22 protein-coding genes are annotated in these 23,085 nt (G+C 64.6%); 12 read left to right on the top strand and 10 right to left on the bottom strand.

The genetic code is table 11. From position 1 onward, the window contains the following. Positions 1-9 precede the first annotated feature (9 nt). From hemF to RO07_RS19440, 3 genes are all read right to left on the bottom strand, one after another. Complete coding sequence (hemF, locus tag RO07_RS19450) at positions 10-945, bottom strand: oxygen-dependent coproporphyrinogen oxidase (protein WP_052266735.1); 936 nt, start codon at positions 943-945, stop codon at positions 10-12. Between the two features lie 314 nt (positions 946-1,259). Continuing rightward, positions 1,260-2,537, bottom strand: coding sequence for a phosphoribosylamine--glycine ligase (purD, locus tag RO07_RS19445; RefSeq protein ID WP_039404975.1), 1,278 nt, complete (start codon positions 2,535-2,537; stop codon positions 1,260-1,262). 1 nt (position 2,538) lies between these two features. Then, positions 2,539-3,264 (bottom strand): YebC/PmpR family DNA-binding transcriptional regulator, encoded by a 726-nt coding sequence (locus RO07_RS19440; RefSeq protein ID WP_039404973.1) that lies wholly within the window; start codon positions 3,262-3,264, stop codon positions 2,539-2,541. A 539-nt stretch (positions 3,265-3,803) separates the two neighbouring features. Between RO07_RS19440 and RO07_RS19435 the strand changes: the two genes are divergently transcribed. Together RO07_RS19435 and RO07_RS19430 are read left to right on the top strand one after the other, a co-directional pair. After that, positions 3,804-5,261 carry a helicase HerA-like domain-containing protein gene (locus RO07_RS19435; protein WP_052267424.1) on the top strand — a complete coding sequence of 486 codons (1,458 nt, stop codon included), beginning with the start codon at positions 3,804-3,806 and terminating at the stop codon, positions 5,259-5,261. A 174-nt stretch (positions 5,262-5,435) separates the two neighbouring features. After that, on the top strand, positions 5,436-6,359 hold the full coding sequence (locus RO07_RS19430; protein WP_039404970.1) for a DMT family transporter: 924 nt from the start codon (positions 5,436-5,438) through the stop codon (positions 6,357-6,359). A gap of 72 nt (positions 6,360-6,431) precedes the next feature. On the opposite strand, the gene upp is transcribed toward RO07_RS19430, so the two are convergent. Then, positions 6,432-7,082, bottom strand: coding sequence for a uracil phosphoribosyltransferase (upp, locus tag RO07_RS19425; protein ID WP_039404967.1), 651 nt, complete (start codon positions 7,080-7,082; stop codon positions 6,432-6,434). Between the two features lie 270 nt (positions 7,083-7,352). Here upp and RO07_RS19420 point away from each other — a divergent pair, with 270 nt between their 5' ends. The 3 genes from RO07_RS19420 to RO07_RS19410 are packed head-to-tail and all read left to right on the top strand — an operon-like array spanning position 7,353 to position 9,619. Beyond that, the gene (locus tag RO07_RS19420; protein WP_039404964.1) at positions 7,353-8,132 is read left to right on the top strand and encodes an SDR family oxidoreductase; all 780 of its coding nucleotides are present in this window, start codon (positions 7,353-7,355) and stop codon (positions 8,130-8,132) included. A gap of 50 nt (positions 8,133-8,182) precedes the next feature. Next, entirely contained in the window at positions 8,183-8,629 is a 447-nt protein-coding gene (locus RO07_RS19415; protein WP_052266733.1) for a methylglyoxal synthase, read from the top strand. A 15-nt stretch (positions 8,630-8,644) separates the two neighbouring features. Next, complete coding sequence (locus tag RO07_RS19410) at positions 8,645-9,619, top strand: quinone oxidoreductase family protein (RefSeq protein ID WP_039404962.1); 975 nt, start codon at positions 8,645-8,647, stop codon at positions 9,617-9,619. Between the two features lie 80 nt (positions 9,620-9,699). On the opposite strand, the gene RO07_RS19405 is transcribed toward RO07_RS19410, so the two are convergent. After that, a complete protein-coding gene (locus tag RO07_RS19405) occupies positions 9,700-9,981 on the bottom strand; it encodes a YkvA family protein (RefSeq protein WP_039404960.1) in 282 nt (93 codons plus the stop codon). A gap of 349 nt (positions 9,982-10,330) precedes the next feature. Here RO07_RS19405 and RO07_RS19400 point away from each other — a divergent pair, with 349 nt between their 5' ends. The 6 genes from RO07_RS19400 (at position 10,331) to RO07_RS19375 (ending at position 14,477) form a co-directional block, all read left to right on the top strand. Then, positions 10,331-11,800 carry a gamma-glutamyl-gamma-aminobutyrate hydrolase family protein gene (locus tag RO07_RS19400; RefSeq protein WP_072637103.1) on the top strand — a complete coding sequence of 490 codons (1,470 nt, stop codon included), beginning with the start codon at positions 10,331-10,333 and terminating at the stop codon, positions 11,798-11,800. Positions 11,801-12,052: 252 nt separating this feature from the next. Beyond that, the gene (locus RO07_RS19395) at positions 12,053-12,682 is read left to right on the top strand and encodes a DsbA family oxidoreductase (RefSeq protein WP_039412918.1); all 630 of its coding nucleotides are present in this window, start codon (positions 12,053-12,055) and stop codon (positions 12,680-12,682) included. A gap of 59 nt (positions 12,683-12,741) precedes the next feature. Then, positions 12,742-13,062, top strand: coding sequence for a DMT family transporter (locus RO07_RS19390; RefSeq protein WP_039404958.1), 321 nt, complete (start codon positions 12,742-12,744; stop codon positions 13,060-13,062). A gap of 4 nt (positions 13,063-13,066) precedes the next feature. After that, positions 13,067-13,510 carry a DMT family transporter gene (locus RO07_RS19385; protein ID WP_237171302.1) on the top strand — a complete coding sequence of 148 codons (444 nt, stop codon included), beginning with the start codon at positions 13,067-13,069 and terminating at the stop codon, positions 13,508-13,510. After that, entirely contained in the window at positions 13,507-13,995 is a 489-nt protein-coding gene (locus RO07_RS19380) for a nucleoside deaminase (protein ID WP_039404953.1), read from the top strand. The genes RO07_RS19385 and RO07_RS19380 overlap by 4 nt, the downstream gene beginning before the upstream one ends. An 80-nt stretch (positions 13,996-14,075) precedes the next feature. Continuing rightward, positions 14,076-14,477: a MarR family winged helix-turn-helix transcriptional regulator gene (locus RO07_RS19375; RefSeq protein ID WP_039412916.1), complete on the top strand. Its 402-nt coding sequence runs from the start codon at positions 14,076-14,078 to the stop codon at positions 14,475-14,477. Between the two features lie 219 nt (positions 14,478-14,696). Here RO07_RS19375 and RO07_RS19370 read toward each other — a convergent pair whose 3' ends face one another. Together RO07_RS19370 and RO07_RS19365 are read right to left on the bottom strand one after the other, a co-directional pair. Continuing rightward, positions 14,697-15,860 carry a porin gene (locus RO07_RS19370; protein WP_039404952.1) on the bottom strand — a complete coding sequence of 388 codons (1,164 nt, stop codon included), beginning with the start codon at positions 15,858-15,860 and terminating at the stop codon, positions 14,697-14,699. An 832-nt stretch (positions 15,861-16,692) separates the two neighbouring features. Beyond that, complete coding sequence (locus RO07_RS19365; RefSeq protein WP_039404951.1) at positions 16,693-17,817, bottom strand: sigma-54-dependent Fis family transcriptional regulator; 1,125 nt, start codon at positions 17,815-17,817, stop codon at positions 16,693-16,695. Between the two features lie 369 nt (positions 17,818-18,186). On the opposite strand from RO07_RS19365, the gene RO07_RS19360 reads away from it, so the two are divergent. Beyond that, on the top strand, positions 18,187-19,131 hold the full coding sequence (locus RO07_RS19360) for a LysR family transcriptional regulator (protein WP_039404950.1): 945 nt from the start codon (positions 18,187-18,189) through the stop codon (positions 19,129-19,131). A gap of 111 nt (positions 19,132-19,242) precedes the next feature. Here the strand turns inward: RO07_RS19360 and RO07_RS19355 are convergent, their stop codons facing one another. From RO07_RS19355 to RO07_RS19345, 3 genes are all read right to left on the bottom strand, one after another. After that, entirely contained in the window at positions 19,243-19,998 is a 756-nt protein-coding gene (locus RO07_RS19355; RefSeq protein ID WP_039404949.1) for an SDR family NAD(P)-dependent oxidoreductase, read from the bottom strand. Positions 19,999-20,099: 101 nt separating this feature from the next. Further along, positions 20,100-21,962, bottom strand: coding sequence for a TRAP transporter large permease (locus RO07_RS19350; RefSeq protein ID WP_052267423.1), 1,863 nt, complete (start codon positions 21,960-21,962; stop codon positions 20,100-20,102). A 15-nt stretch (positions 21,963-21,977) separates the two neighbouring features. Continuing rightward, on the bottom strand, positions 21,978-22,997 hold the full coding sequence (locus RO07_RS19345) for a TRAP transporter substrate-binding protein (protein WP_039404945.1): 1,020 nt from the start codon (positions 22,995-22,997) through the stop codon (positions 21,978-21,980). Positions 22,998-23,085: the final 88 nt, after the last annotated feature.

The raw sequence follows: 23,085 nt of genomic DNA, 5'->3' as shown, positions 1-23,085 counted from the left end.
TGCCAGCCTTTACACCCACTCGCGGCGCACGAGGAAGTCCGTGTACAGCTTCGCCTCGGGCGTGCCCGGCGCCGGCTTCCAGTCGTAGTGCCACTTCACGATCGGCGGCATCGACATCAGAATCGACTCGGTGCGTCCGCCCGACTGCAGGCCGAAGTGCGTACCTCGGTCCCAGACCAGGTTGAATTCGACGTAGCGGCCGCGCCGGTGCGCCTGAAAATCGCGCTCGTGCTCGCCGTACGGCATGCCGCGGCGGCGCTCGACGATCGGCACGTAGGCATCGAGGAAGGCGTCGCCCACGCTTTGCATGACGGCGAAGCCCGTGTCGAAGCCACCGCCCGAGAAGTCGTCGAAGAAGATGCCGCCGATGCCGCGCGGTTCCTGACGATGTTTCAGGTAGAAATACTCGTCGCACCACGTCTTGAAGCGCGGATACCACTCGGCGCCGAACGGATCGAGCGCGTTCTTGCAGGTCTGGTGAAAGTGCCGGCAGTCCTCTTCGAACGCGTAGTAGGGCGTGAGGTCCATGCCGCCGCCGAACCAGAACGCCGGCGCTTCGCCGGGCGCGGTGGCGATCAGGATGCGCACATTGAAGTGCACCGTGGGACAGTAAGGATTGCGCGGATGCATCACGAGCGAGACGCCGAGCGCCTCGAAGCCGCGTCCGGCCAGTTCGGGGCGCGATGCACTCGCCGAGCCCGGCAGCTTGTCGCCGAGCACGTGGGAGAAGTTCACGCCGCCGCGCTCGAAGAAGTCGCCGTCGTCGAGAACGCGGGTGCGACCGTCGCCACGCAGGGGGCTGTCGGCCGGGCGTTGCCAGTCGTCGGCGAAGAAGCGTTTGCCGTCCAGACGTTCGAGCGTCTCGACGATGCGGTCCTGAAGCCCGAGAAGATAAGTACGTACGGCCGCCGTATCCGGCGCCGGTGCAGCGTCTTGCACTGTCATTCTGTAACGTCCCCATGCGTGGTCATTACCGCGATTGTACCGGCAGCCACGTGTTCGGGGCAGGGCGGGTGACAAACGGCGGGCGTCGTGAGCCGTCGGCATGATTTGTATCAAGTGCCGGCATCGAGCGTGGGTCGGGCGTCGGACGTCAGGGCGCAGGCGCCGTTGGGCAGCGCGCCGGCTGGAGCGGCGCCACGTAGCGGGGAAGGGCCACACGCGCCCAAACGACAACGGCCCGGGGATGTGGAATCCCCGGGCCGTGGCGGACCGGTGCATGGCGTCGGCGCTGGGCCGCCGCGGCGCCGGACGGTGACTTACTCGGGCTTGCGCGTGAGGGCGCGGTTGCCGATGTCGTGGCGATACTGCATGCCGTCGAAATTGATCTGATTGACGGTCTGATACGCCACGCTCTGCGCACCGCGCACGGTGTCGGACAGGCCGACGACGCACAGCACGCGTCCGCCGGTGACCGACAGCACGTCGTTCTCGAGCTTCGTGCCGGCATGGAACGTTACGCAGTCGGACGTCTCCGCCGGGATCTCAGAAATGCGATCGCCCTTGCGCGGATTGTCCGGATAGCCGTGCGCGGCGAGCACCACGCCCAGCGCGTAACGGCGGTCCCAGTCGAGTTCGATCTTGTCGAGCGTGCCGGCGATCGCGTGCTCGACCACCACCGAGAAGTCGCCCTTCAGACGCGCCATGATCGGCTGCGTTTCGGGGTCGCCCATGCGGCAGTTGAATTCGAGCGTCTTGATGTTGCCTTGCGCGTCGATCATCAGGCCGGCGTACAGGAAACCGGTGTAGCGAATGCCGTCCGTCTCCATGCCGCGCACGGTCGGCAGGATGATCTCGCGCATCACGCGCGCGTGGATCTGCGGGGTCACGATCGGCGCGGGCGAGTAGGCGCCCATGCCGCCCGTGTTCGGGCCCTGATCGTTGTCGAGCAGACGCTTGTGATCCTGCGACGTGGCCAGCGGCAGCACGTTCTTGCCGTCGACCATCACGATGAAGCTGGCTTCCTCGCCCTCGAGGAATTCCTCGATGACCACGCGGGCGCCGGCGTCGCCGAGCTTGTTGTCGGCCAGCATGGCGTCCACGGCGTTGTGGGCTTCTTCGAGCGACATCGCCACCACGACACCCTTGCCGGCAGCCAGGCCGTCGGCCTTGATGACGATCGGCGCGCCCTTGGCGTCGATGTAGGCGTGGGCCTTGGCGGCGTCGGAAAACGTTTCGTACTCGGCGGTCGGAATGCCGTGGCGCTTCATGAACGCCTTGGCAAAATCCTTCGACGATTCGAGCTGCGCCGCTTCCCTGGTCGGTCCGAAGACCTTCAGGCCGCGCGCGCGGAAGATGTTGACGATACCGGCGGCGAGCGGCGCTTCCGGGCCGACCACCGTGAGGGCGATGCCTTCGCGCGCGGCGAATTCGGCGAGCACGTTCGGGTCGCTGATCGGCACGTTGCGCAGGCGCTCGTCGAGCGCCGTGCCGCCGTTACCGGGGGCAACGTAGACGATTTGAATGCGCGGCGATTGGGCAAGCTTCCACGCCAGCGCGTGTTCGCGGCCGCCCGAGCCGACAACCATGATTTTCATCTTATTCCTCGATGACGGCGTTGGTGAATACTTCCTGCACGTCGTCGAGGTTTTCGAGCGCGTCGAGCAGCTTCTGCATCTTCACGGCGTCCTCGCCGGTGAAGACCACTTCGGTTTGCGGCTTCATCGTGACTTCGGCGACTTCGGCCTTCAGACCCGCCGCTTCGAGCTTGGCCTTCACGGCCTGGAAGTCGTTGGGCGGGCAGATGACTTCGAAGCTGCCGTCGTCGTTGGTGATGACATCGTCCGCGCCCGCATCGAGCGCGACTTCCATCAGCTTGTCTTCCGGCGTTTCCGGCGAGAACAGGAACTGGCCGCAGTGCGTGAAGAGAAACGACACCGAACCGTCGGTGCCCATGTTGCCGCCGAACTTCGAGAAGGCGTGACGCACTTCCGCGACCGTGCGGGTGCGGTTGTCGGTCATCGTGTCGACGATCACCGCCGCCCCGTTCAGGCCATAGCCTTCGTAGCGGATTTCTTCGTAGTTGGCGCCGTCCAGACCGCCGATGCCGCGATCGATGGCGCGCTTGACGTTGTCCTTGGGCATGTTCGCGTCGGCTGCCTTTTCCACGGCCAGACGCAGGCGCGGATTGCTGTCGGCGTCGCCGCCGCCGAGGCGCGCCGCCACGGTGATTTCCTTGATCAGGCGTGTCCAGACCTTACCGCGCTTGGCATCGGCTGCCGCTTTCTTGTGTTTGATGTTGGCCCATTTGCTATGACCCGCCATGAATTTCTCCGTCGTGCCGCGCTGTGCGGCAAAGTATGCGCTGCGGCCGCCAGGATTCGACGCGGCCAGCCGTTGAAACGGGAGCGCCCGCCACCACCGGGGTCGCGGGCGCCCGAAAACCAGTTGCCCTTCAATTGCCCAATCGCCCCGTGCGCCCGAGGTGCACCGTGTGCAAACCGGGCCGGGACGGTCCAAGCGGCAACGTGCCGCTATAATCGAAGGCAATTTTATCATGCCGCCGCACCGTGCCACGGGTGTTTGCTGCGCCGTGTCACGCGTCAAGCCGGCGTCTGTCGCCGAGGTTGCTCATGCCCCGCAAGTCCGTGCCGTCGCAAGCGTCGTCCGTTGCTTCTTCCGCTGTGTCTTCTCCTGCTTCTTCCTCCTCTCCCGCCGATACCTCGGCGGCCACCGCGTCATCCGCCGCTGCCACCCCCGCTCCCGCGGCGCACCTGCCTGTCGGCGCGAGTTCCGCGCAGGACACCGGCGACCGGCTCGTCATCGCCCGCAACGCGCAGCACGTGCTCGGTCTGCTGCCCGCCATGGGTAACCGCCATGGCCTGATCACGGGCGCGACGGGCACCGGCAAGACCGTGACGCTGCAGGTGATGGCGCAGGCGTTCTCGGACATCGGTGTGCCGGTCTTCCTCGCCGACGTGAAGGGCGACCTCACGGGCATCACGCAGCCGGGGACCGAGACGCCCAAGCTCAAGGAGCGTGTCGCCAACCTCGGCTTCGATACACCGGATTGGCACGGCAGTCCGGCGACGCTGTGGGACGTATTCGGCGAGCAGGGCCACCCCGTGCGCGCGACGGTCTCCGATCTCGGTCCGCTGCTGCTCGCGCGCCTGCTGGGCCTGAACGAGACGCAGAGCGGCGTGCTCAATCTCGTCTTCAAGATCGCCGACGACAACGGTCTGCTGCTGCTCGACAGCAAGGACTTGCGTGCCATGCTGCAGCATGTGGGCGACAACGCGTCGACGTTCACCACCCAGTACGGCAATATTTCCGCCGCCTCGATCGGCGCGATCCAGCGCGGGCTGCTCACGCTGGAGCAGCAGGGCGCCGACAAGTTCTTCGGCGAGCCGATGCTCAACATCGAGGACTTCATGCAGACCGACGCGCAAGGGCGCGGCATGGTCAACATCCTCGCGGCCGACAAGCTGCTCGCCGCCCCGCGCATCTACGCGACCTTCCTGCTGTGGTTGCTCGCCGAGCTTTTCGAGCGACTGCCGGAAGTGGGCGACCCGGAAAAGCCGAAGCTCGTCTTCTTCTTCGACGAGGCGCACCTGCTGTTCAACGAGGCGCCCAAGCCGCTGCTCGAACGCATCGAGCAGATGGTGCGGCTGATTCGTTCGAAGGGCGTCGGCGTGTATTTCGTGACGCAGAATCCGGTCGATGTCCCCGACACCGTGCTCGGCCAACTGGGCAATCGCGTGCAGCACGCGTTGCGCGCTTACTCGCCGCGCGACCAGAAGGCCGTGAAGGTGGCGGCGCAGACCATGCGCGCCAACCCGGCGCTCGACATCGAGACGGTGATCGGCGAATTGGGTGTGGGCGAGGCGCTGGTGTCGCTGCTCGACGAGAAGGGCCGCCCGGCGGTGACCGAGCGTGCGTACGTCGCGCCGCCCGCCTCGCGCATCGGGCCGATCACGCCGCAGGAGCGCGCGGCGCTCATGGCGTCGTCGCTGGTGGCCGGTGTGTACGAGAATGCGGTGGATCGCGAGTCCGCGTACGAAAAGCTCGTCGGACGCACGCAGTCCCGTCAGGTGGACGCACCTGCCGGCGGCGCTTCGGGCGGCACTTCGGGCGGCGGTCTGCTCGATACCGTGAAGGACTCGCTTGGCGGCTTGCTGGGCGGCGCCGGCGGCTCGCTCCGCAAGGACACGGCCATCGAAGCGATGGTCAAGAGTACGGCGCGCACCGTCGGCAGCCAGTTGGGCCGCGAGATCGTGCGCGGCGTGCTCGGCAGCATCTTCGGCGGCAGCAGACGCCGTTGACGCTTCATTGACGCTTCGTCGGTTTGTGTTCGGCTCGCCGCGCCTCGATGCGCGGGTATGTCATGTTTCATCTTCGTCCGGACCGCGTGCCGTCCGGCATAACAACAAAACGGCGATCCCGAAAGCCGCAGCCGCGTTCGGGATCGCCATTCTCGCCAGGCCCCCTGTCAATCCATGTCGCTGAAACCTTCGCTTGAGCCGGTACGCACGGGTGTTGCCCACGACCCGCTGTGGTTGCGTGCCGCGCCTCTCATCTTCCTGTTCCTGTGGTCGGTCGGCTTCACCATCGCCAAGATCGGCCTCGCGTATGCCGACGCGCTGACCTTCCTCGCCCTGCGCTACGGCCTCGTGCTCGTATTGCTCGCGCCGCTGGCGCTCGTCATGCGTCCGCCGTTGCCGAAGACGGCGGCGGCGTGGGGGCATCTCGTCGTCATCGGCCTGCTTATCCAGGCGCTGTACTTCAGCATGACGTATCTCGCGCTGCGGATGGGCGTCTCGGCGGGCAGCGTGGCGCTGATCACGTCGCTGCAACCGATTCTCGTGGCGCTCGCCGCGCCGTATCTGGTCGGCGAGCGTGTGAGCGGCCTGAACTGGGTCGGTCTCGGCCTGGGGCTGGCGGGCGCGGCGCTCGTGATCGTCGCGCGCTCGGCGGTGGAAGCCACGTCAGTGCTGGGGCTTGTGCTGACCTTCGTGGCATTGGGCGCCATCACCTGCGGCACGCTGTACGAAAAGCGCTTCGGGGTGGGGCAGCACCCGATCACGTCGAACCTCGTGCAGTACGCCGTGGGATTTGCCGCGACGCTGCCGCTCGCCTGGTGGCTCGAGCCGATGCACATCGAATGGACATGGCAGCTCAGCCTTTCGCTCGTCTATCTGGTGATCGGCAACTCGATCGTGGCCATTTCGTTGTTGCTGGCGATGATCCGGCGCGGCGAGGCGTCGCGCGTATCGGCGCTGTTCTTCCTGGTGCCGCCGGCCGCCGCGCTGGCGGCGTGGGTCATGGTCGGCGAACACATGCCGCCGCTGGCGTGGGGCGGGATGGTGCTCGCGGCTATCGGTGTGGCGATGGCCACGCGTCGCAGACCCAGGAACGGATGACCGCGTTCGGCCGATCGTCAACCGACAAAAAGCCCCGGACGTGCCGGGGCGTTTTGCTGCGGCAACGTGCGTTCAGTTCTTCGTGCCGAACAGGCGGTCGCCGGCATCGCCCAGGCCCGGAATGATGTAGGCGTGATCGTCGAGGCGCTCGTCGAGCGAGGCGACGTACAGCTTCACGCCCGGATGCGCGTCGTGGAGCACCTTCACGCCTTCGGGCGCGGCCACCAGCGCCAGGAACGCAATGTTCTCTTCCTCCACGCCGCGCTTGCGCAGCACGTCCACGGCATGCACGGCCGAGTAGCCGGTCGCCACCATCGGATCGCACAGGATGAAGCGGCGATCGGCCACGTCGGGCAGGCGCACGAGATACTCGACCGGACGATGCTGCTCGTCGCGATACACGCCGATGTGCCCGACGCGCGCCGAGGGCACCAGGTCCAGCAGGCCATCGCTCATGCCGACGCCGGCGCGCAGCACCGGCACGATGGCGAGCTTCTTGCCGGCGATCACCGGGGCGTCCATTTCCACCATCGGCGTGGCAATACGCTCGGTCGTGAGCGGCAGGTCGCGGGTGATCTCATAGCCCATGAGCAAGGTGATCTCGCGCAGCAAACCGCGGAACGTGCGCGTCGAGGTTTCCTTGTCGCGCATATGCGAGAGCTTGTGCTGGATCAGCGGATGATCGCAGATGTAGAGGTTTGGAAAGCGGGTGTCTTGTTTCATGGCAAGCGATCTGAGGCTGGGCCGACATGGCCCGCATGGCCGCGATTTTAGCCGATGCGGGCGCGGCCGGTCCGGGTTTCGGTGCGCTGGCACGGGAAATGCCCGGGGCGCGCCGCTCGCAGGGGAGAACTGCCACGCCCCCCGCGGTGCGCCGGCATGAAGGAGAAATACAGGGAGAGATACAGCGGCGCACGCGCGATTCCCTTAGAATCGTCGCAAGGCGGCCACGGCCGCATCTGTCCGATGCTTCATTTGTCTTGAAGGCTGAACATGGATCTGGGTATCAAGGGGCGCACGGCACTGGTGTGCGGCGCCAGCAAGGGGCTGGGGCGCGCGTGTGCGCAGGCGCTGGCCGAGGCGGGTGTGAATGTCGTGATCGTCGCCCGCACGGCGGACGCACTCGCGGCTGCGGCCGATGACATCCGCGCCTCGACCGGCGTTCAGGTCACGGCGGTGGCCGCCGACATCACCACGCCGCAGGGCCGTGAGCAGGCGCTGGCAGCCTGCCCAGCGCTCGACATCCTCGTGACCAACGCTGGCGGCCCGCCGCCGGGCGACTTCCGCGACTGGCAGCGCGACGACTGGGTCCGCGCGCTCGACGCCAACATGCTCACTCCCATCGAACTGATCAAGGCGACCGTGGACGGCATGATCGCGCGCCGCTTCGGGCGCATCGTGAACATCACCTCGTCGGCGGTGAAGGCGCCCATCGACATTCTCGGCTTGTCCAACGGTGCGCGTTCCGGCTTGACGGGCTTCGTCGCCGGGCTCTCGCGCACGACGGTGGCGCACAATGTCACGATCAACAACCTGCTGCCGGGCGCGTTCGATACCGACCGTCTCGCCGGCACGATGAAAGCCTGGGCGGACAAGCACGGGCAGACCGTGGACGAGGCGCGCAGTCAGCGCGCGAGCGCGATTCCGGCGCGTCGCTTCGGCCGGCCCGATGAATTCGGCGCGACCTGCGCCTTCCTGTGCAGCGCGCAGGCCGGGTACATCACCGGTCAGAACGTCCTGATCGACGGCGGCGCCTACCCGGGCACCTTCTGATTCTCCTGCGACCCTTTCCGGACGGCCCCGCACGGGCTGCGAACGCTTTGATGACTGTCTCCACCGAATCGCAAGTTCCCAATGTCCCCAATGTTCGGATAGCGCTGATCGCGCACGACAAGAAAAAGGACGAGATTCTTGCCGTCGCCCGTGATTACGTCGACGTGCTGCGCCAATGCCGGCTCGTGGCGACGGGAACGACCGGCGGGCGCATCGCCAACGAACTCGGCCTGGAGGTGGAGCGCATGCTCTCCGGCCCGCACGGCGGCGACCTCCAGATCGGCGCACAACTGGCCGAAGGGCGCGTGGACATGGTGCTCTTTCTGCGCGACCCGATGACGCCGCAGCCGCACGAGCCCGATATCAACGCGCTGGTGCGCGCCTGCGACGTGCACAACGTACCGTGCGCGACCAACAGCGCGACGGCGCGTCTGCTGCTTGAACAATTGATCGTGCGTCTGGCGGCCATGCCGTCGGCGAACCGCACGCAACCCTGAGCGAAAGGAGAGAGGATGACCAAGGCAATCCGCATCGAACAGAACGGTGGCCCGGAGGTGATGAAGTACGTCGACGTCGAAGTCGGCGAGCCGGGCCCGGGCGAGGCGCGCGTACGCCATAACGCCGTCGGCCTGAACTACATCGACGTCTATTTCCGCACCGGCCTGTATCCGCAACCGCTGCCTGCCGGGCTCGGCATGGAAGCGGCTGGTGTGGTCGAGGCCGTGGGCGAGGGCGTGACGCATGTCAAGCCGGGCGATCGCGTGGCGTATGCGAGCCGCCCGTGCGGCGCCTACTCGCAGGCGCGCGTGATGCCGGCCGCATCGCTCGTGCGGCTGCCCGACGCGATCGGCGACGATCAGGCCGCGGCGATGATGTTGCAAGGCATGACCGCACAGTACCTGCTGCGCCGTACGTATCCCGTCAAGGCCGGCGACACCGTCCTCATTCATGCGGCGGCCGGCGGCGTGGGCCTGATCATGTGCCAGTGGGCCAAGGCGCTCGGCGCCACGGTGATCGGCACGGTCGGCTCCGACGAGAAGGCTGCGCTCGCGCGCCGGTACGGCTGCGATCATCCGGTCGTCTACACGCGCGAGAACTTCGTGGAGCGCGTGAAGGAGATCACGGGCGGCGAGGGCGTGCCGGTGGTCTACGACTCGATCGGCAAGGACACGTTCGTCGGCTCGCTCGACTGCCTGCGCCCGCTGGGCACGATGGTGAACTTCGGCAGCGCGTCCGGGCCCATCACGCAGATCCACACGGAGGACCTCGTCTCGCGCGGCTCGCTGTTCTTCACGCGTCCGACGCTTTTCAACTACACCGCGAAGCGCACCGATCTTGAAGCCACCGCGAACGAGCTGTTCGATGTCGTTGCCGGCGGCAAGGTCCGGATCGAGATCAATCAGCGTTACGCGCTGGCCGACGTGGCGCAGGCGCATCGCGATCTCGAGGCGCGCAAGACCACCGGCTCGACCTTGCTCATGCCGTGAGTCGAGCGGAACCGGTAACGAAGAAAGGACGCCTCGGCGTCCTTTTTTATGGCCTGCGTTCGGCGGGCGGGGCAAGGCGCTCAAGCGCGCTGCGTGAGCGCGTGAGCGCGCGCATCCTCGCGGACATCGGCCGGCAGACGGCCGACGAGCCAATGCACGACCATGCCGATCACCACCACGTCGTCGAGCAGGCCGAACACCGGCACGAAATCGGGGATCAAGTCGAACGGGCTGATGAGGTACACGACGAGCAGCGTCACGGCCGGCAGCAGCCAGCGGGGACGGCGGGGATCGCGAACCGCATGCCAAAGGATGCGGAAATCGTGGCGGGCGATCTGCCACAGACGGAGGAAGCGCTTCACTTGCAGACTCCTGAAACGGACGAGCCCGCCGAAGGTGGCGGGCGAAAGTGCGTAATTTACATGAAATTTTCAGAAATATCGTCTAAAATCGCGTAACTTGTTTTGATTGTGCGCAAAAATCATTTTGCACGCCGAAGCCTTTAGGTCACGCGACGTGTGACGCTCGATGCGTCACAACTTCATTCGACAGTGCTGCCCTCGCCGGGTTCATCCGGGTTTTTCCGGTGTCGTTGGCCTTCTTGCCGGACGTCGGCTTTCCGGTTGCGGCGTGATCGGGGCGGCGGGATAATTTGCCAGCCGCAATGGTCAACCCCCCTTTCCCCTTCGCGGACGCCATCAAAACGCCATCATGACCGACGCTCAAGATCCGAAATCGCCGCAGCAGCCCGCCAAGCCCCTGAATTCCCCGAAGCCTGATAGCGAGACGAGCAAGAGCGCGACCCCGCAGGAGAAACGTCCGGCCACCGAATCCGGTTCGACGCCGACGTCTCCCACGCAGGGATCCGACTACGTCGAACCCGCGTCGCCGACCTCCGCGCATCCGACGGCCAAACCGGTCGCCGGCACGGCCGAAGGCTCTTCCGATATGCCGCCGAACCCCGACACGCTCACGCGGCCTGCCGCGCCGTCGGCGAAGCCCGCTTCGCAGGCGCCGCAGACTGCACCGAGGGCGCTGGCCGCCGAGGTGGCTTCCGACAGCAACCCCATCGGCAAGTCGGCGCACGCTTCGCGTGAGGACGTCAAGGCTGCCGGTTCCGGTAGTGCGGGCGGCAGCATTGGCGGGCAGGACGCTGCCGGTGTCGGTGCTGACGAAGGCGCAGGCGCAGGCGCAGGCGCCGGTGGCGCGGCGGGGCGCGGGGCAGGCGGTGGCGAACCTCCGCATCAGCCTGCTTTTGGCAGCACGCCGCGTCCGGGCAGTCCGTCGTCAATGGGCGGTCAGCCGTCGTATCTCCAGGCCGGCGATTCGCCGTGGTCGGTCCTGCGCCGCATCATGTCGGCACGTTTTCGCGCGTGGTACGACCGCGCCGGGCAGCGCATCACGCAGCGCACGCTGAAGATCGGCATCTCGGCGCGTATCTTCCATCCTGAGCCGGGTTCGAAGGGACTGCGCAGCAAGACGCTGCAATATCTCGAAGAGTCGATCGCGCACTGGGTGATGTCGCGCGACGTGCTGGTGTTCATGATCCCGACCGTCGACACGCAGGGCCTGCTGCACCCGAGCCACATCCGTCTGCACGACTACGCGAAGCATCTCGACGGGCTGGTGCTGCAGGGCGGCGCCGACGTTTCGCCGCTGACCTATTCCGAAGTCGCCACACGTCACGAGTGGCAGGGCGATCGCATGCGCGACATGTACGAGCTCGAGCTGCTGCACGAATTCGTGGAGCAGGGCAAGCCGATCCTCGGCGTGTGCCGTGGCTGCCAACTGATCAACGTGGCGTTCGGCGGCACGCTGCATCAGGACATTGCGACCGATCTGCCGGAAGCCATCCCGCACGTGACCGAGACCTACGAACACAATCGCCATACGTTGACGTTCCCCGAAGGATCGTCGCTGGCGCAGATGCTCGGGCCGGTGGACGTGCCCATCGTGAACTCGATTCACCATCAGTCGGTGAAGACGCTGGGGCGCGATCTGAGCGTGGAGGCGATATGTGCGGAAGACGGCGTGGTCGAGGCCATTCGCTACCGCAAGGCGCCGTTCGTGATGGGCTTGCAGTGGCACCCCGAGTTCCACCGCGCGGGCGGACCGGAGTTTCTCGATTGCACGCCGGTGCTCGACAACTTCCTGCGCGCGGCACGCGAGACGCGCTTCTGAGCGATTGAGTGAGCGATTGAGTGAGCGATTGAGGCCGGGGATCGCCGCGATGGCGCACGGCGGCGGAGTGCCATGGGCGATCGGGCGGCAGCGCGGCCCTGCGATTTGAATTCACGTGACTGGCGGCACAGCGATGGCCGTCGTCACCGTGCTCACCCGAATCAACAATAAATTTACATGCACGCGCAAATAACTTGACGTTTCTTTTTGCCTTTATTAATATGCATGCACATGCAAATAAATGAGGGCTGTATGACATCCATCACCATCTATTCCGACTACGTGTGTCCCTTCTGCCTGCTCGCGGAAAAGGTGCTTTCCGAGGCCATCGGGGACCGGGACATATCGCTTGGCTGGCGTCCCTTCGAGCTGCGTCCCGCGCCAGAACCGACGCTGAAGCCGGAAGATCCGTATCTGCCCGCGGTCTGGCAGCGGTCCGTCTATCCCTTGGCCGAACGCCTGGGCGTACCGATACGGCTGCCGTCGATTTCGCCCCAGCCGCGAACCGCCAAGGCGTTTGAGCTTCTGGCGATGGCCCAGGACCTGGGACTGGATCACGCTTACTCCATGCGTGTTTTCCAGGCCTTCTTCCAGGAAGGTCGGGACATTGGCGATACCGAATGCCTGATCGAGATTGCCGCCGATGCTGGCCTCGATCCGGAGCAAGCCCGGCTGGCACTCGAAAACGGAACCTATGCCCAGCGTCACCGCGAGGCGCAACGCCATGCCCGCGAGGACATGCTCATCACCTCGGTTCCCACCATCGTCGTCGGGCAGCGAGTGTTCCGGGGCACACCGCCCTTGGACGAGTTGAAGCGGGCCATCGACCAACTTGCCCGCGATTCGAGGGAGTCGTCCTCGACCTTCGCTCCCCAGGCCTGACCAACGATTTTTTCCCCACCGCCCTCGCAAGGAGCACATTCAAGAGAGGTACTTTCATCATGCATTGGCTATACCTTGGCTTCGCCGTAATTTTCGAGATCGCAGTCGCCATCTCCGCGGGAAATGCAAAAGGATTCACCCGCCTGGGGTGGACGATCGCCACCTTGGCTTGTGGGGCCATCGCGACCGTCTTTCTCAGTCTTGCCTTGCTGACTTTTGACGTTGGCGTGGGCTACGCGATCTGGACTTCCATCGCGGGCGTTGGCGTCGTTGTCCTGGGCGCGCTGTTCTTCGGGCAGCGGCTGACCCTGGGCAAGGCGCTCGGCATCGCCCTGGTCATTGGCGGCGTCGTCGGCCTGCGACTCAGTGGTGCGGCGTGAAGCCATGACAGACCATCCCTCACTTTTCCCCCATTCCAACTTTGACAAGGAATCCAAAATGACAACCCCCCACGAAACGAACAAGGGCAACGGACGCGCATGGATCATGCTGCTGCTGGCCGGCGCGTTTGAGATCGGTTACGCGCTCAGCGTGGCAGGCAGCAAGGCGTTCACAGTACTGAACTGGTCTGTCGCTGCCGCCGTGTTCTTCCTGCTGACGCTTTATGCCCTCAGCGTGGCCCTGAAAACCATCGACGTGGGCATTGGTTACGCAGCATGGGCGGGTATTGGTTCAGTGGGCGCGGCTGTCTTCGGCAGCGTGTTGCTCGACCAGCCGATCACGCTGACGCAGGCCTTCTGGCTGGCAGTCATCATCGGCGGTGTCGTCTGGTTGAAGCTTGCCGACAGTGCGAAGCTCCAGGTCGGCAAAAAGCGGGTGGCTGCATGATGGCGAGCGACCTTGCCGCGCGTTTCACGCAACGCATGGAGGAGGCCGTGGCCTGTTCGGTGGCGCATGTTCATCGTGGCGGCATCCCTTTCGCGGCCGTGGTGGTCGATGCCGATGGCACTGTGCTCGGGCGCGGCGTCAATCGCGTTCGGGAGCGTCATGACCCGACTGCGCACGCCGAGGTCGAGGCCATCCGCGATGCTTGCCGCGCCACCGGCAGGCCGCATCTGCATGGGACGACGCTGCTGGCATCGGGAGAGCCGTGTGCCATGTGCTATCTGAGCGCTCTCTATGCGGGCGTTTCGCAGGTGCTGTTTGCCGTGGATCGAAACGAGGCGGCGGTGCATGGCTTCGACTATCGCAATACCTACGCGTTGTTCGCCAGCGACCCCTTGGATTGGCGCTCTCCTGCCGTGCACAAGCTGCCGGTGCCGGGTGCAATGCAGCCCTTCCTGGCTTTCCGTTCTGGCGTAATGACGTCTTGAGGTCGCTCCTCTTGATCTACTTGTATGGGCATACATATGAGAAAATGGACTCCCCATTGTTCAAGAGGAGCGCGACGGTGATGCCGAAGAAAAGCGATGCATGGCTCAAGCTGATTCAAGTCGTTACTAATGTCGAGGCCGACTTGGGCAGGATGTTGCAGGCGCAGTATGGGCTGGGTCTGTCGGAATACCGCGCGCTGGAAATGCTGGCGCGGTCTCCGAACTCCGAACTGCGCATGCAGGAACTGGCCTCGCATCTGCTTTTGAATCAAAGCTCGGTCTCGCGGATGGTCGAGCGCCTGGAACGCTCCGGCTTTACCGTCCGCGACCTGTGCCCGGACGACAAGCGCGGGGTGTACACGGTGCTCACCGCACAAGGGCGGGCTCACCTCGAGGAAGCCCAGCCGGCCTACCAGAAGGCATTGGAGGTCGCGCTCAAGGAGCACGGCGCAGAGAAGTTGTTGAGTCTGAAAACCCAATAACCCGATAGGCCGTGCTCAGAAATTCTGGGCGAATCGTCAACAGTTATGAGGTTCGAAGACGGAACGCTGACGGTTGGGCTCAGTATCCGGCTTCGGCGCAGCCCGGCGAGATGCCGGGTTGGAGTCGTCGAGAAAAGAAAAAAGGCTGAGTTCCGAGGAACTCAGCCTTTCTTTCGTCAGGAACACCGGAAAACTGCCCCGGTGTTCACGCCGCCTTGATTAGAAGCGGTGACGGATACCCGTGCCCACGACGGTTTGCGAGCTGGTCGACGACATACCGCCGGCAGCGCCGATACCGGCGGCAAGGCCCGTACCTTCGTTGTCGGAGATGTGCTGGTACGAACCGGTCAGGTACACATCGGTGCGCTTCGACAGACGGTAGTCAGCTTGCAGCGTAACGGTGTGGAACTTCGGCTTCTTGTCCGTCGAATCCTGCTTGGCCATCGTGTAGGTGTACGCGGCCGACAGCGAGACTGCCGGGGTCAGCATGTAGCGACCGTTGACTTCGATGTTGTCGAACTTCAGGCCGTCGTTGTTGAAGCCAACAGAAGTGCTGTTGTAGTTCAGGCCCGACAGACCCTGGATCTGGGTGTGGGTGTACACCAGGCCGACCGTTGCCGGACCGAAGGCGTAGTTACCACCGATACCCCAGACGCGCTGCTTCGAGGCGTTGAACACCGAGTCACCCGTAGCCGACGTGTCGACTGCACCGCCCGTGTTGTTGTTACCCGGATTGCCTTGACGCTCCAAGTAAGCGGCAGCCACCGTCAGCGGGCCGTTTGCGTAGTTCACGCCGGCGCTGAATGCACGGTTGTTGGCGAAGTCACCCGCCTTGTTCGAGAAGCCGTACAGGCCGCCGAAGGTCAGGCCGTTGTAGTTGGCGCTCGAGTACTTGACCGAGTTGTTCACACGGAACGAGTTGTTCGTGTTGTCGTTATCGTACGGGTGCGATGCGATCGTGCCGCCGAACGACGAACCGTTGAGCGTCAGCGGTGCCAGGTAATCGACAACCGAGTCGTACTGACGACCGAACGTCACGGCGCCGAACTTGTCGTTCTGCAGGCCGACGTAGGCTTGACGACCGAACATGCGGTTGCCTTGCAGCGACGAACCGTTAGCGATCGAGAAACCGTTTTCCAGCACGAAGATGGCCTTGTTGCCGCCACCCAGGTCTTCCGTGCCCTTCAGGCCCCAACGGCTGCCGTTGACCAGACCGCTCGTTGCACGGAAGTTCTTCGAACCCGAAGCGCCGATCGTGTTGGTCGAGTTGCTGGTGTACGAAACACCGGCGTCGATCAAACCGTACAGGGTGACGCTGCTTTGTGCGTGCGCGCCCACCGAGAACGCGCCGATGGCGGCCGCGGCAAGAAGAGTTTTTTTCATGGTTTAAGCTCCAGTAACGTGACACGAATCGCAGAATTCGCGTGAAAACAGAACGCGGCGAAACAGAACATGTCGAGGTGACGGTTTGTCATTCGCGGACCCGATCAGGTGTCGGCACTGCTCTGTTGACAGGGGGCAGTGTATGAGTGGCGGCTACTCCCGCCTATTTCAGAATCCGCAAGAATCTATTTCAGATATGAGAAGAATCCTGCGCGCATGCTGAAAAGCGTTGCCAGACAAGGCATTGGCTCAGTTAAGCCTAGGCGAGAAATGGCAATGCAAGTGACGTGTGTTGCGCTTGGGACACAGTGTGAAGCGCTTGACGAAGCGCGTGCGAAGCGTTGCCAGCCGTGGTTTTGCGCGTGACATGCATCGTGTGGAATAGTTCCGGCGGTGCGTACTCATGTCGCATCCGTGCGTTGCGCGAGACGCGCATCGAACGAACTCACGACGAGTGTCGATGCGACGAGCATGAGTGCGACGCGAAAGTGATAAGTCCGTGTTGGATCACCGTCATGCTCGCGTCAGGGAGGTGGCGGGGCGAATCGGAATGGGAGCGCGGAGCAAGCGATGGAGACGCGCGGATTTTGAGTTGATTCCTAGATGCTCACGCGGGAGAGCTTGTGCATCATGGCGAAAAACGCCTTTATTTATGGGGTGTTACGCGACTATTGCGACTCACCGAATAATTCATTGCGCCGAATGATGACAATGATTTCGGGATGCGCACCTATACTACGTTCCGCGAGAAGTAGACTTTTGCGTTGAGTGAAAAGTCTCCAAACCTTGGCGCGGCCTCATTGGCCGCGCTTTTTTTTGCCTGCGATTTTCGTCAGGCGTAGTACCCGGCGCGCAGCGCTTCGCCGCAGTCGCGCACGTGAGGGATGCTCAATTGCTTGAGCTTGCGATAGAGCGAGGCACGACACACGCCCAGCGATCGCGCCGCTGCTGAAATGTTCCAGCGGTGTTGTGCGAGGGCTTGCAGAATGCGCTCGCGTTCCTGCGTCTGAGGAGACGCGGGTGCGCTCGCGTCGGCAAATGTGCCGTCGCAGGAAGCATCGACGGCATCGGTGCGCATGGCGTCGACCGCGCTCGTGGCCGACATGCGAGGTGCTTCGTCACAGCGCGAAGTTAGCGATGAGAGCGAAGACGGCGAAGCCGAAGGCGACGTTGACGGTCCAGTCAGCTCCGGCGGCAAGTCGCTTGCGCGCAGCACGTTCCCATTCATGACGGCACACGCATAACGCAGCGCCGCGCGCATCTGACGCAGATTACCCGGCCATGCGTGCGACAGCAGGCACGTCATCGCTTGCGGCGACACACGCTCGAGCGCTTCTTCCACGCGCACGTCTGGCCACTCGTCGCATAGCATGCGGGCGATCAGTTCGGCCTTGTCGTCACGATCGCGCAGTGTCGGCAGCGTGAGCACGCCGACCGCGATGCGGTAATACAGATCTTCACGGAACGTACCCTGGGCGACGGCGCCGGGCAGGTCCTGGTGCGTCGCACAGATGAGTTGCACATCCACCGGCACGGGGCGCATGGCACCCAGCGGCGTGACCTCGCGCTCGGACAGCACGCGCAGCAATCGCGTCTGCAGTGCGAGCGGCATGTCGCCGATCTCGTCGAGAAAGAGCGTGCCGCCGTCGGCCTGCTGCAGCTTGCCTTTCATGCCACCGGGCAAGGCGCCCGAGAACGCACCGCGCTGATAGCCGAACAACTCGCTCTCGACGAGATGCTCGGGCAGCGATGCGGTATTGATGGCGACGAACGCCTGCGCGCGGCGCTCGCTGTATTCGTGCAGGGCGCGGGCGAGGAATTCCTTGCCCGTACCGGTCTCGCCGAGGATCAGGATCGGCAGGCCGCGATCGACGAAACGCTTGCCGCGCGCGAGCAACTCGCGCATGCGGGCGTCGGTGCCGCACAGGTCGTCGATGGCGAGATAGTCGGGGCGCATCCGGCCGGCGGCTGCCTGCATTGCGGGGGCGGTGGAAGCCGTGGGGGCCGAATGGGGGGGCGGCACGCGTGAGAGGCGTTCGGCGAGGGCGGCGATATTGCTGAATGCGGTGTTGGCGCTGGCCGTGGCGAGTTGGCCTTGGCCGACAGGTCGAGCGGGGGCAGGCGCTACAGCAAGGTGAGCGGGCATGACTTGTCTCCTTCTCGTATCGGTACGAAAGGGCGCCGTCGGTGGCTTGTGGCCTGGCGATTCCTGACGTCTCTTTATATCGCGGCCTGCTCGGGTAGCGACCGCCAATGCAGGATACGTCTGCTCAGTCATAACATCCAATACAATATAGATGCGCCATTAATACCTTTGGGGTATAAGATGATCGAGCTGCGTCATTTGCAGTATTTCGTCGTGCTCGCCGAGACCCTCCACTTCGGCCGGGCCGCCCAGCAATTACACATTTCCCAGCCGCCGCTGTCGCGTCAGATCGCGCTGATGGAGGCGGAGCTCGGCGTGCAGCTCTTCGAGCGCACGCGCCGTAGTGTGCGACTCACGCGCGCCGGCACCCGCTTCTATCAGGACGCCGTCGAAATCCTGAATTCGGTCGACCGCGCGCGTCGCAACGTGGTGGCGGCGAGCCGCGGAGAGGATGGCGCGATCACCGTCGGCTTCATGATGTCCTCGGCCTACAACATCCTGCCGGCGCTCACTCGGACGTACGCGGCGGCGTACTCGCGCGTCGACATGAAGCTCGCGGAGACCTTGCCCAACCTGCTGGCCGAAGCCGTGCGGGCCGGCAAGACGGACGTCGGCATCCTGTATCGTCCCGAGGATCTCACGGGGCTCGACACGGCGACGGTATTCCGCGAGGAGATGGTGGCGGTGCTGCCGCGCACGCATCCGCTGGCAAAGGTGAGAGTGCTCGACGCCACGCAACTGGCCGACGAGTCGTTCGTGAGCATTCCGCGCGAGATTGCGCCGCTGGTCTACGACCTGATCGTCGTGCATTGCCGGCGCGCGGGGTTCTCACCGCATATCCGGCTCGAGACGAACCTGCAGCAGACGATCATCAACCTGGTGGGGGAAGGGCTGGGCGTGGCGATGGTGCCGATGTCGATGAGCAGCGCGAGCGCGTCGGGCAACGCGGTGTTCAAGCCGCTGCGCAACGCGCCGGTGGCCGAGGTGGCGTTGCTGTGGAATCGCGACAACCACAACCCGTGTGTGGCGACGTTCGTGGAGAATGCGCGCAACGTGTGGCGCGAGATGCAGCGCACACCGGGTGCGCGGCTGGTACCGGATATGCCGGACACCGGCCCGGAGTGAAGCCTGGCGGCACGGCCCCAACGCGGTCCCAACGTGCTCCGCCGGTGAAGCCAGGCCATGCCGCGAAGCCATGAGGCCCGGTACATGCCCGGGCCTGTGGGCTTCAGTCCCTCAGATTTCCAGAATCCCGGCGGCGACAAAGCCGCCGTCGACCGGCAGGATGTGTCCGGTCACGTAGGACGCATCGTCCGACGCGAGAAAGCTCACCGCCCCGGCAATTTCGCGCGGTTGTCCGTAACGGCCCAGCGGCGTCGTCTCGGTGTAGTTGCGACGCGAGACGTCCGAGTGCAGCACCTGCGTGAGCGGCGTGTCGATGGGGCCGGGCGCGATGCCGTTGGCGGTAATGCCGAACGGCGCGAGCTCGATGGCCATCTGCCGCGTGAGCCCGATGACGGCGGCCTTCGATGTGCCGTAGGCCGTGCGTCCGGCGCTGGCCAGAATACCTGCCACCGACGCCATGTTGATGATCCGTCCCCAGCGCTGCTCGCGCATGAGCCGCGCGGCGTGTTGGCCGCACAGCAGCGTGCCGGTCAGGTTCACCGCCATGACCTGGTGCCAGTGGTCGATCGGATATTCGAGAAACGGAAACGTCTTGGCAATGCCCGCGTTGTTGACGAGCACGTCGCAACGCCCGTACTGCTTGGCGACCTTGGCAAATCCCTCGGCGATCGACGCCTCGTCGCCGACGTTCATCGTCAGCGCCGAGGCCTTGCCGCCGGCTGCCTTGAGCGCGGCCACCGTCTCCTGCGCCGCACTCTCATTCAGATCGGCCACGACCACGGTCATGCCATCGCTGGCCAACCGTTCGCAGATCGCCGCGCCGATGCCCATGCCACCGCCTGTTACAACTGCTACTTTCTCCGTCATACTATGGACTCCTAAATTTATTGACATCTACAGCACGGGCTCCGCCGCCAGCGATGCGGCGGAGCCCGTCGGTGAATCTAAAAACCGCTGGCGGGTTTGTTCTACTTCAGAAAACCGATCGAGATCCAGGGAATGAAGACCACCACGAGCAGTGCGACGAGCAGTGCGCCCATGTAAGTCCACATCCGGTTGAACACCTTGTCGGGCGAGGTTTTGCCAATCGCGCAGGCCGCGTAGAAACCGACGCCGAGCGGCGGTGCGAAGAGCCCCATGCCCATCGAGAGGATCACGACCATCGCGTAGTGCACGTCATGAATGCCCAGCGAGCGCGCCACGGGGAAGAGCAGCGGGCCGAACAGCACGATGGCGGGAATGCCTTCGAGCACGCTGCCCAGCACGATGAACACGACCACCGAGATGAGCAGGAAGCCGATCTGCCCGCCCGGCACGCCGTGCATCAGGCTGACGAGCTTGGCCGAGAAACCCGATTGCGTGAGCGCCCAAGCCATGGCCGTGGCCATCCCGATGATCAGCAGAATGGCGCCGGACAGTGCGGCCGTCTCGGTGAGCAGCGGATACAGACGCTTGAAGTCGAGATGCTTCCTGAACGCATGCACGATCAGGCCGATCACGACCGTGTAGGCGATGCCGACGGTCGAGACTTCGGTCGCGGTGGCCGCGCCTTCGATGACCGCCGTGCGGATGAGCACGGGCAGCGCGAGGGCGGGCAATGCCACGATGAACGTCTTGCCGATCACGCTCCACGGTGCCCGACGCGCAGCGTTCGGCGCTTCCTTGCGCGAGCGGGCGAAGCAGACCACGACGATCGCCAGCGTGGCGATGACCGCCGGCAGCAGTCCGCCGACGAAGAGCGCGGTGATCGACACGCCGCATACGGCGCCGATCGTGATGAGCACGAGGCTCGGCGGAATCGTCTCCGTCATGGCGCCGGTCGAGGAGAGCAGCGCCACGAGATCTTCCGGCTTCGAGCCGCGCCGTTGCATCTCGGGGAAGAGCGCGGGTGCGACGGCCGCCATGTCGGCTGCCTTCGATCCGGAGATGCCGGAGACGAGGAACATCGCGCCGAGCAGCACGTATTGCAGGCCGCCGCGCACGTGACCGAGCAGCGAGGCCATGAACTCGATCAGGCTGCGCGCCAGACCGCTCATCTCGATGAGGGCGCCGAGCAGCACGAACAACGGCACCGACAGGAGAATCAGGCCCGACATGCCTTCGTCCATGCGGCTCACGACGATTTGCAGCGGCGCGTCCGTGACGAGCGCCAGATAGCCGAGCGTCGCGGTGCCGAAGGCGAACGCGATCGGAATACCGCCCGCAACGCACACGCCCACGATCAGCACGAAGAAGATCAGCAGGTTGTAGTTGCCCATCGCGATGAGCGCCGGGCGGCCGAGCCAGAGCGCGGCGCCGAGCGTTGCCACGAACAGTACGCCCAGGCCGAACTGGCGCAGCGACGAGCAACGCGCCATGCGAGAGATTGCCGCGATGAGCATCAGCGCCGCGCCGACCGGCAGGGCTGCCGCGCGCAGCCCGTCGGGAATCTCCAGCGCGGGCGTGGTGATGTCCATCTGCTCGATGGCATGCGTGTACGCCGGCATGATGATCAGCGCGACGAACACGCACACGGTGAGCGCGGCCATCGTCTGGAACCAGTCGCGCCACGCCGCGGGGAGTTTGTTGACGATGGCGGACAGGCGCATGTGCTCACCGCGATCGAGCGCGAGCACGGCGCCGAGCATCGACAGCCAGATGAACAGGATCTGGGCGAGCTCGTCGGACCAGGTGATCGGATTGTCGAACCCGTAACGCGAGACCACGCCCGCGAGCAGGATGAGAGTCTCCGCCACCACCAGCAGCACGGCAACCGCTTCGGTGACTTTCATCACCGCGCGGTTGACGTGGCAGAAGAGGCGGGCGAGCGCGTGCGTCGGCTCGGCCGTCATCGTCAACGTTTCCATTTACGCGAGCTTCCCGGTGTACTTTTCCAACATGGCCCATGCCTCGTCGCCGAACTTCTTGTGCCACTCGGCATAGAAGCCCGCCGAACGGAGCTTCTCGCGGAACTGCTCGTTGTTCGGTGCGTTGAACACGAGACCCTTCTGCTTGAGCTCGACCATCACGCCGTCGTTGAGCTTGCGCACGTCGTCGCGTTGCGCCATGGCGGCCGCGTTCACGTTGGCGGTCACGATCGCCTGCAGGTCCTTCGGCAGCTTGTCCCACTTCTGCTTGTTGGCGAGGAACCAGAAGCCGTCCCACATGTGATTCGTCATCGACACGTACTTCTGCACCTCGTAGAGCTTGGCCGTGGTGAGCAGCGCGAGCGGATTTTCCTGCGCTTCGACGATGTGCGTCTGCAGGGCCGAATACACTTCGGCAAAGTTGATCGACGTGGGCGAGGAGTCGAACGCGCGGAACATCGACGTCCACAGCGGGCTTGTCGGCACGCGGATCTTCAGGCCCTTCAGATCGGCCGGCGAGTTGATCGGGCGGTTGCTCGTGGTGATCTGGCGATAGCCGTTCTCCCAGATCTTGTCGAAGGCGAACACCGACGTCTTGGCGATCTGGCCGCGCACGTGGGCGCCGAGGTCGCCGTCCATGGCCGCCCACACCTGGCTGTAGTCCTTGAACGCGAAGCCCACGCCCGAAATCTGCGCCGAGGGCACGAGCGTGCCGAGAATCAGCGGCGAGAGCGTGAAGTAGTCGATGGCGCCCGAGCGAATCTGGCTGAGCATGTCGCTATCGGAGCCGAGCTGGTTGTTCGGGTAGATCTGGAAGTCGATACGGCCCTTCGATTGCTCCGCGATCTTCTGCGCCATTTCCTTGGCACGGATGTTCATCGGATGGCTGATCGGCAGGTTGTTGGCGAACTTCAGGGTGAATTCGGCCGCGTGGGCCTGCGTCTGGTACAACCCCGTGGCGGCGGCGGCCGACGCGGCGGCCACGACCTTGATGAAGTGGCGACGATCCATAGTGCTCATACTGCATGTCTCCTGTTATAGGTTTAGTGACTGCGTCTGAAGCGCGAAGCGATTGCGCGTGTTGCCGTGCAACGTTTCGGCCAACTCG

The sequence above is a fragment of the Pandoraea pulmonicola genome (genome assembly GCF_000815105.2).
GTDB lineage: Bacteria > Pseudomonadota > Gammaproteobacteria > Burkholderiales > Burkholderiaceae > Pandoraea > Pandoraea pulmonicola.
This window is presented reverse-complemented; position numbering and strand designations above follow the sequence as displayed.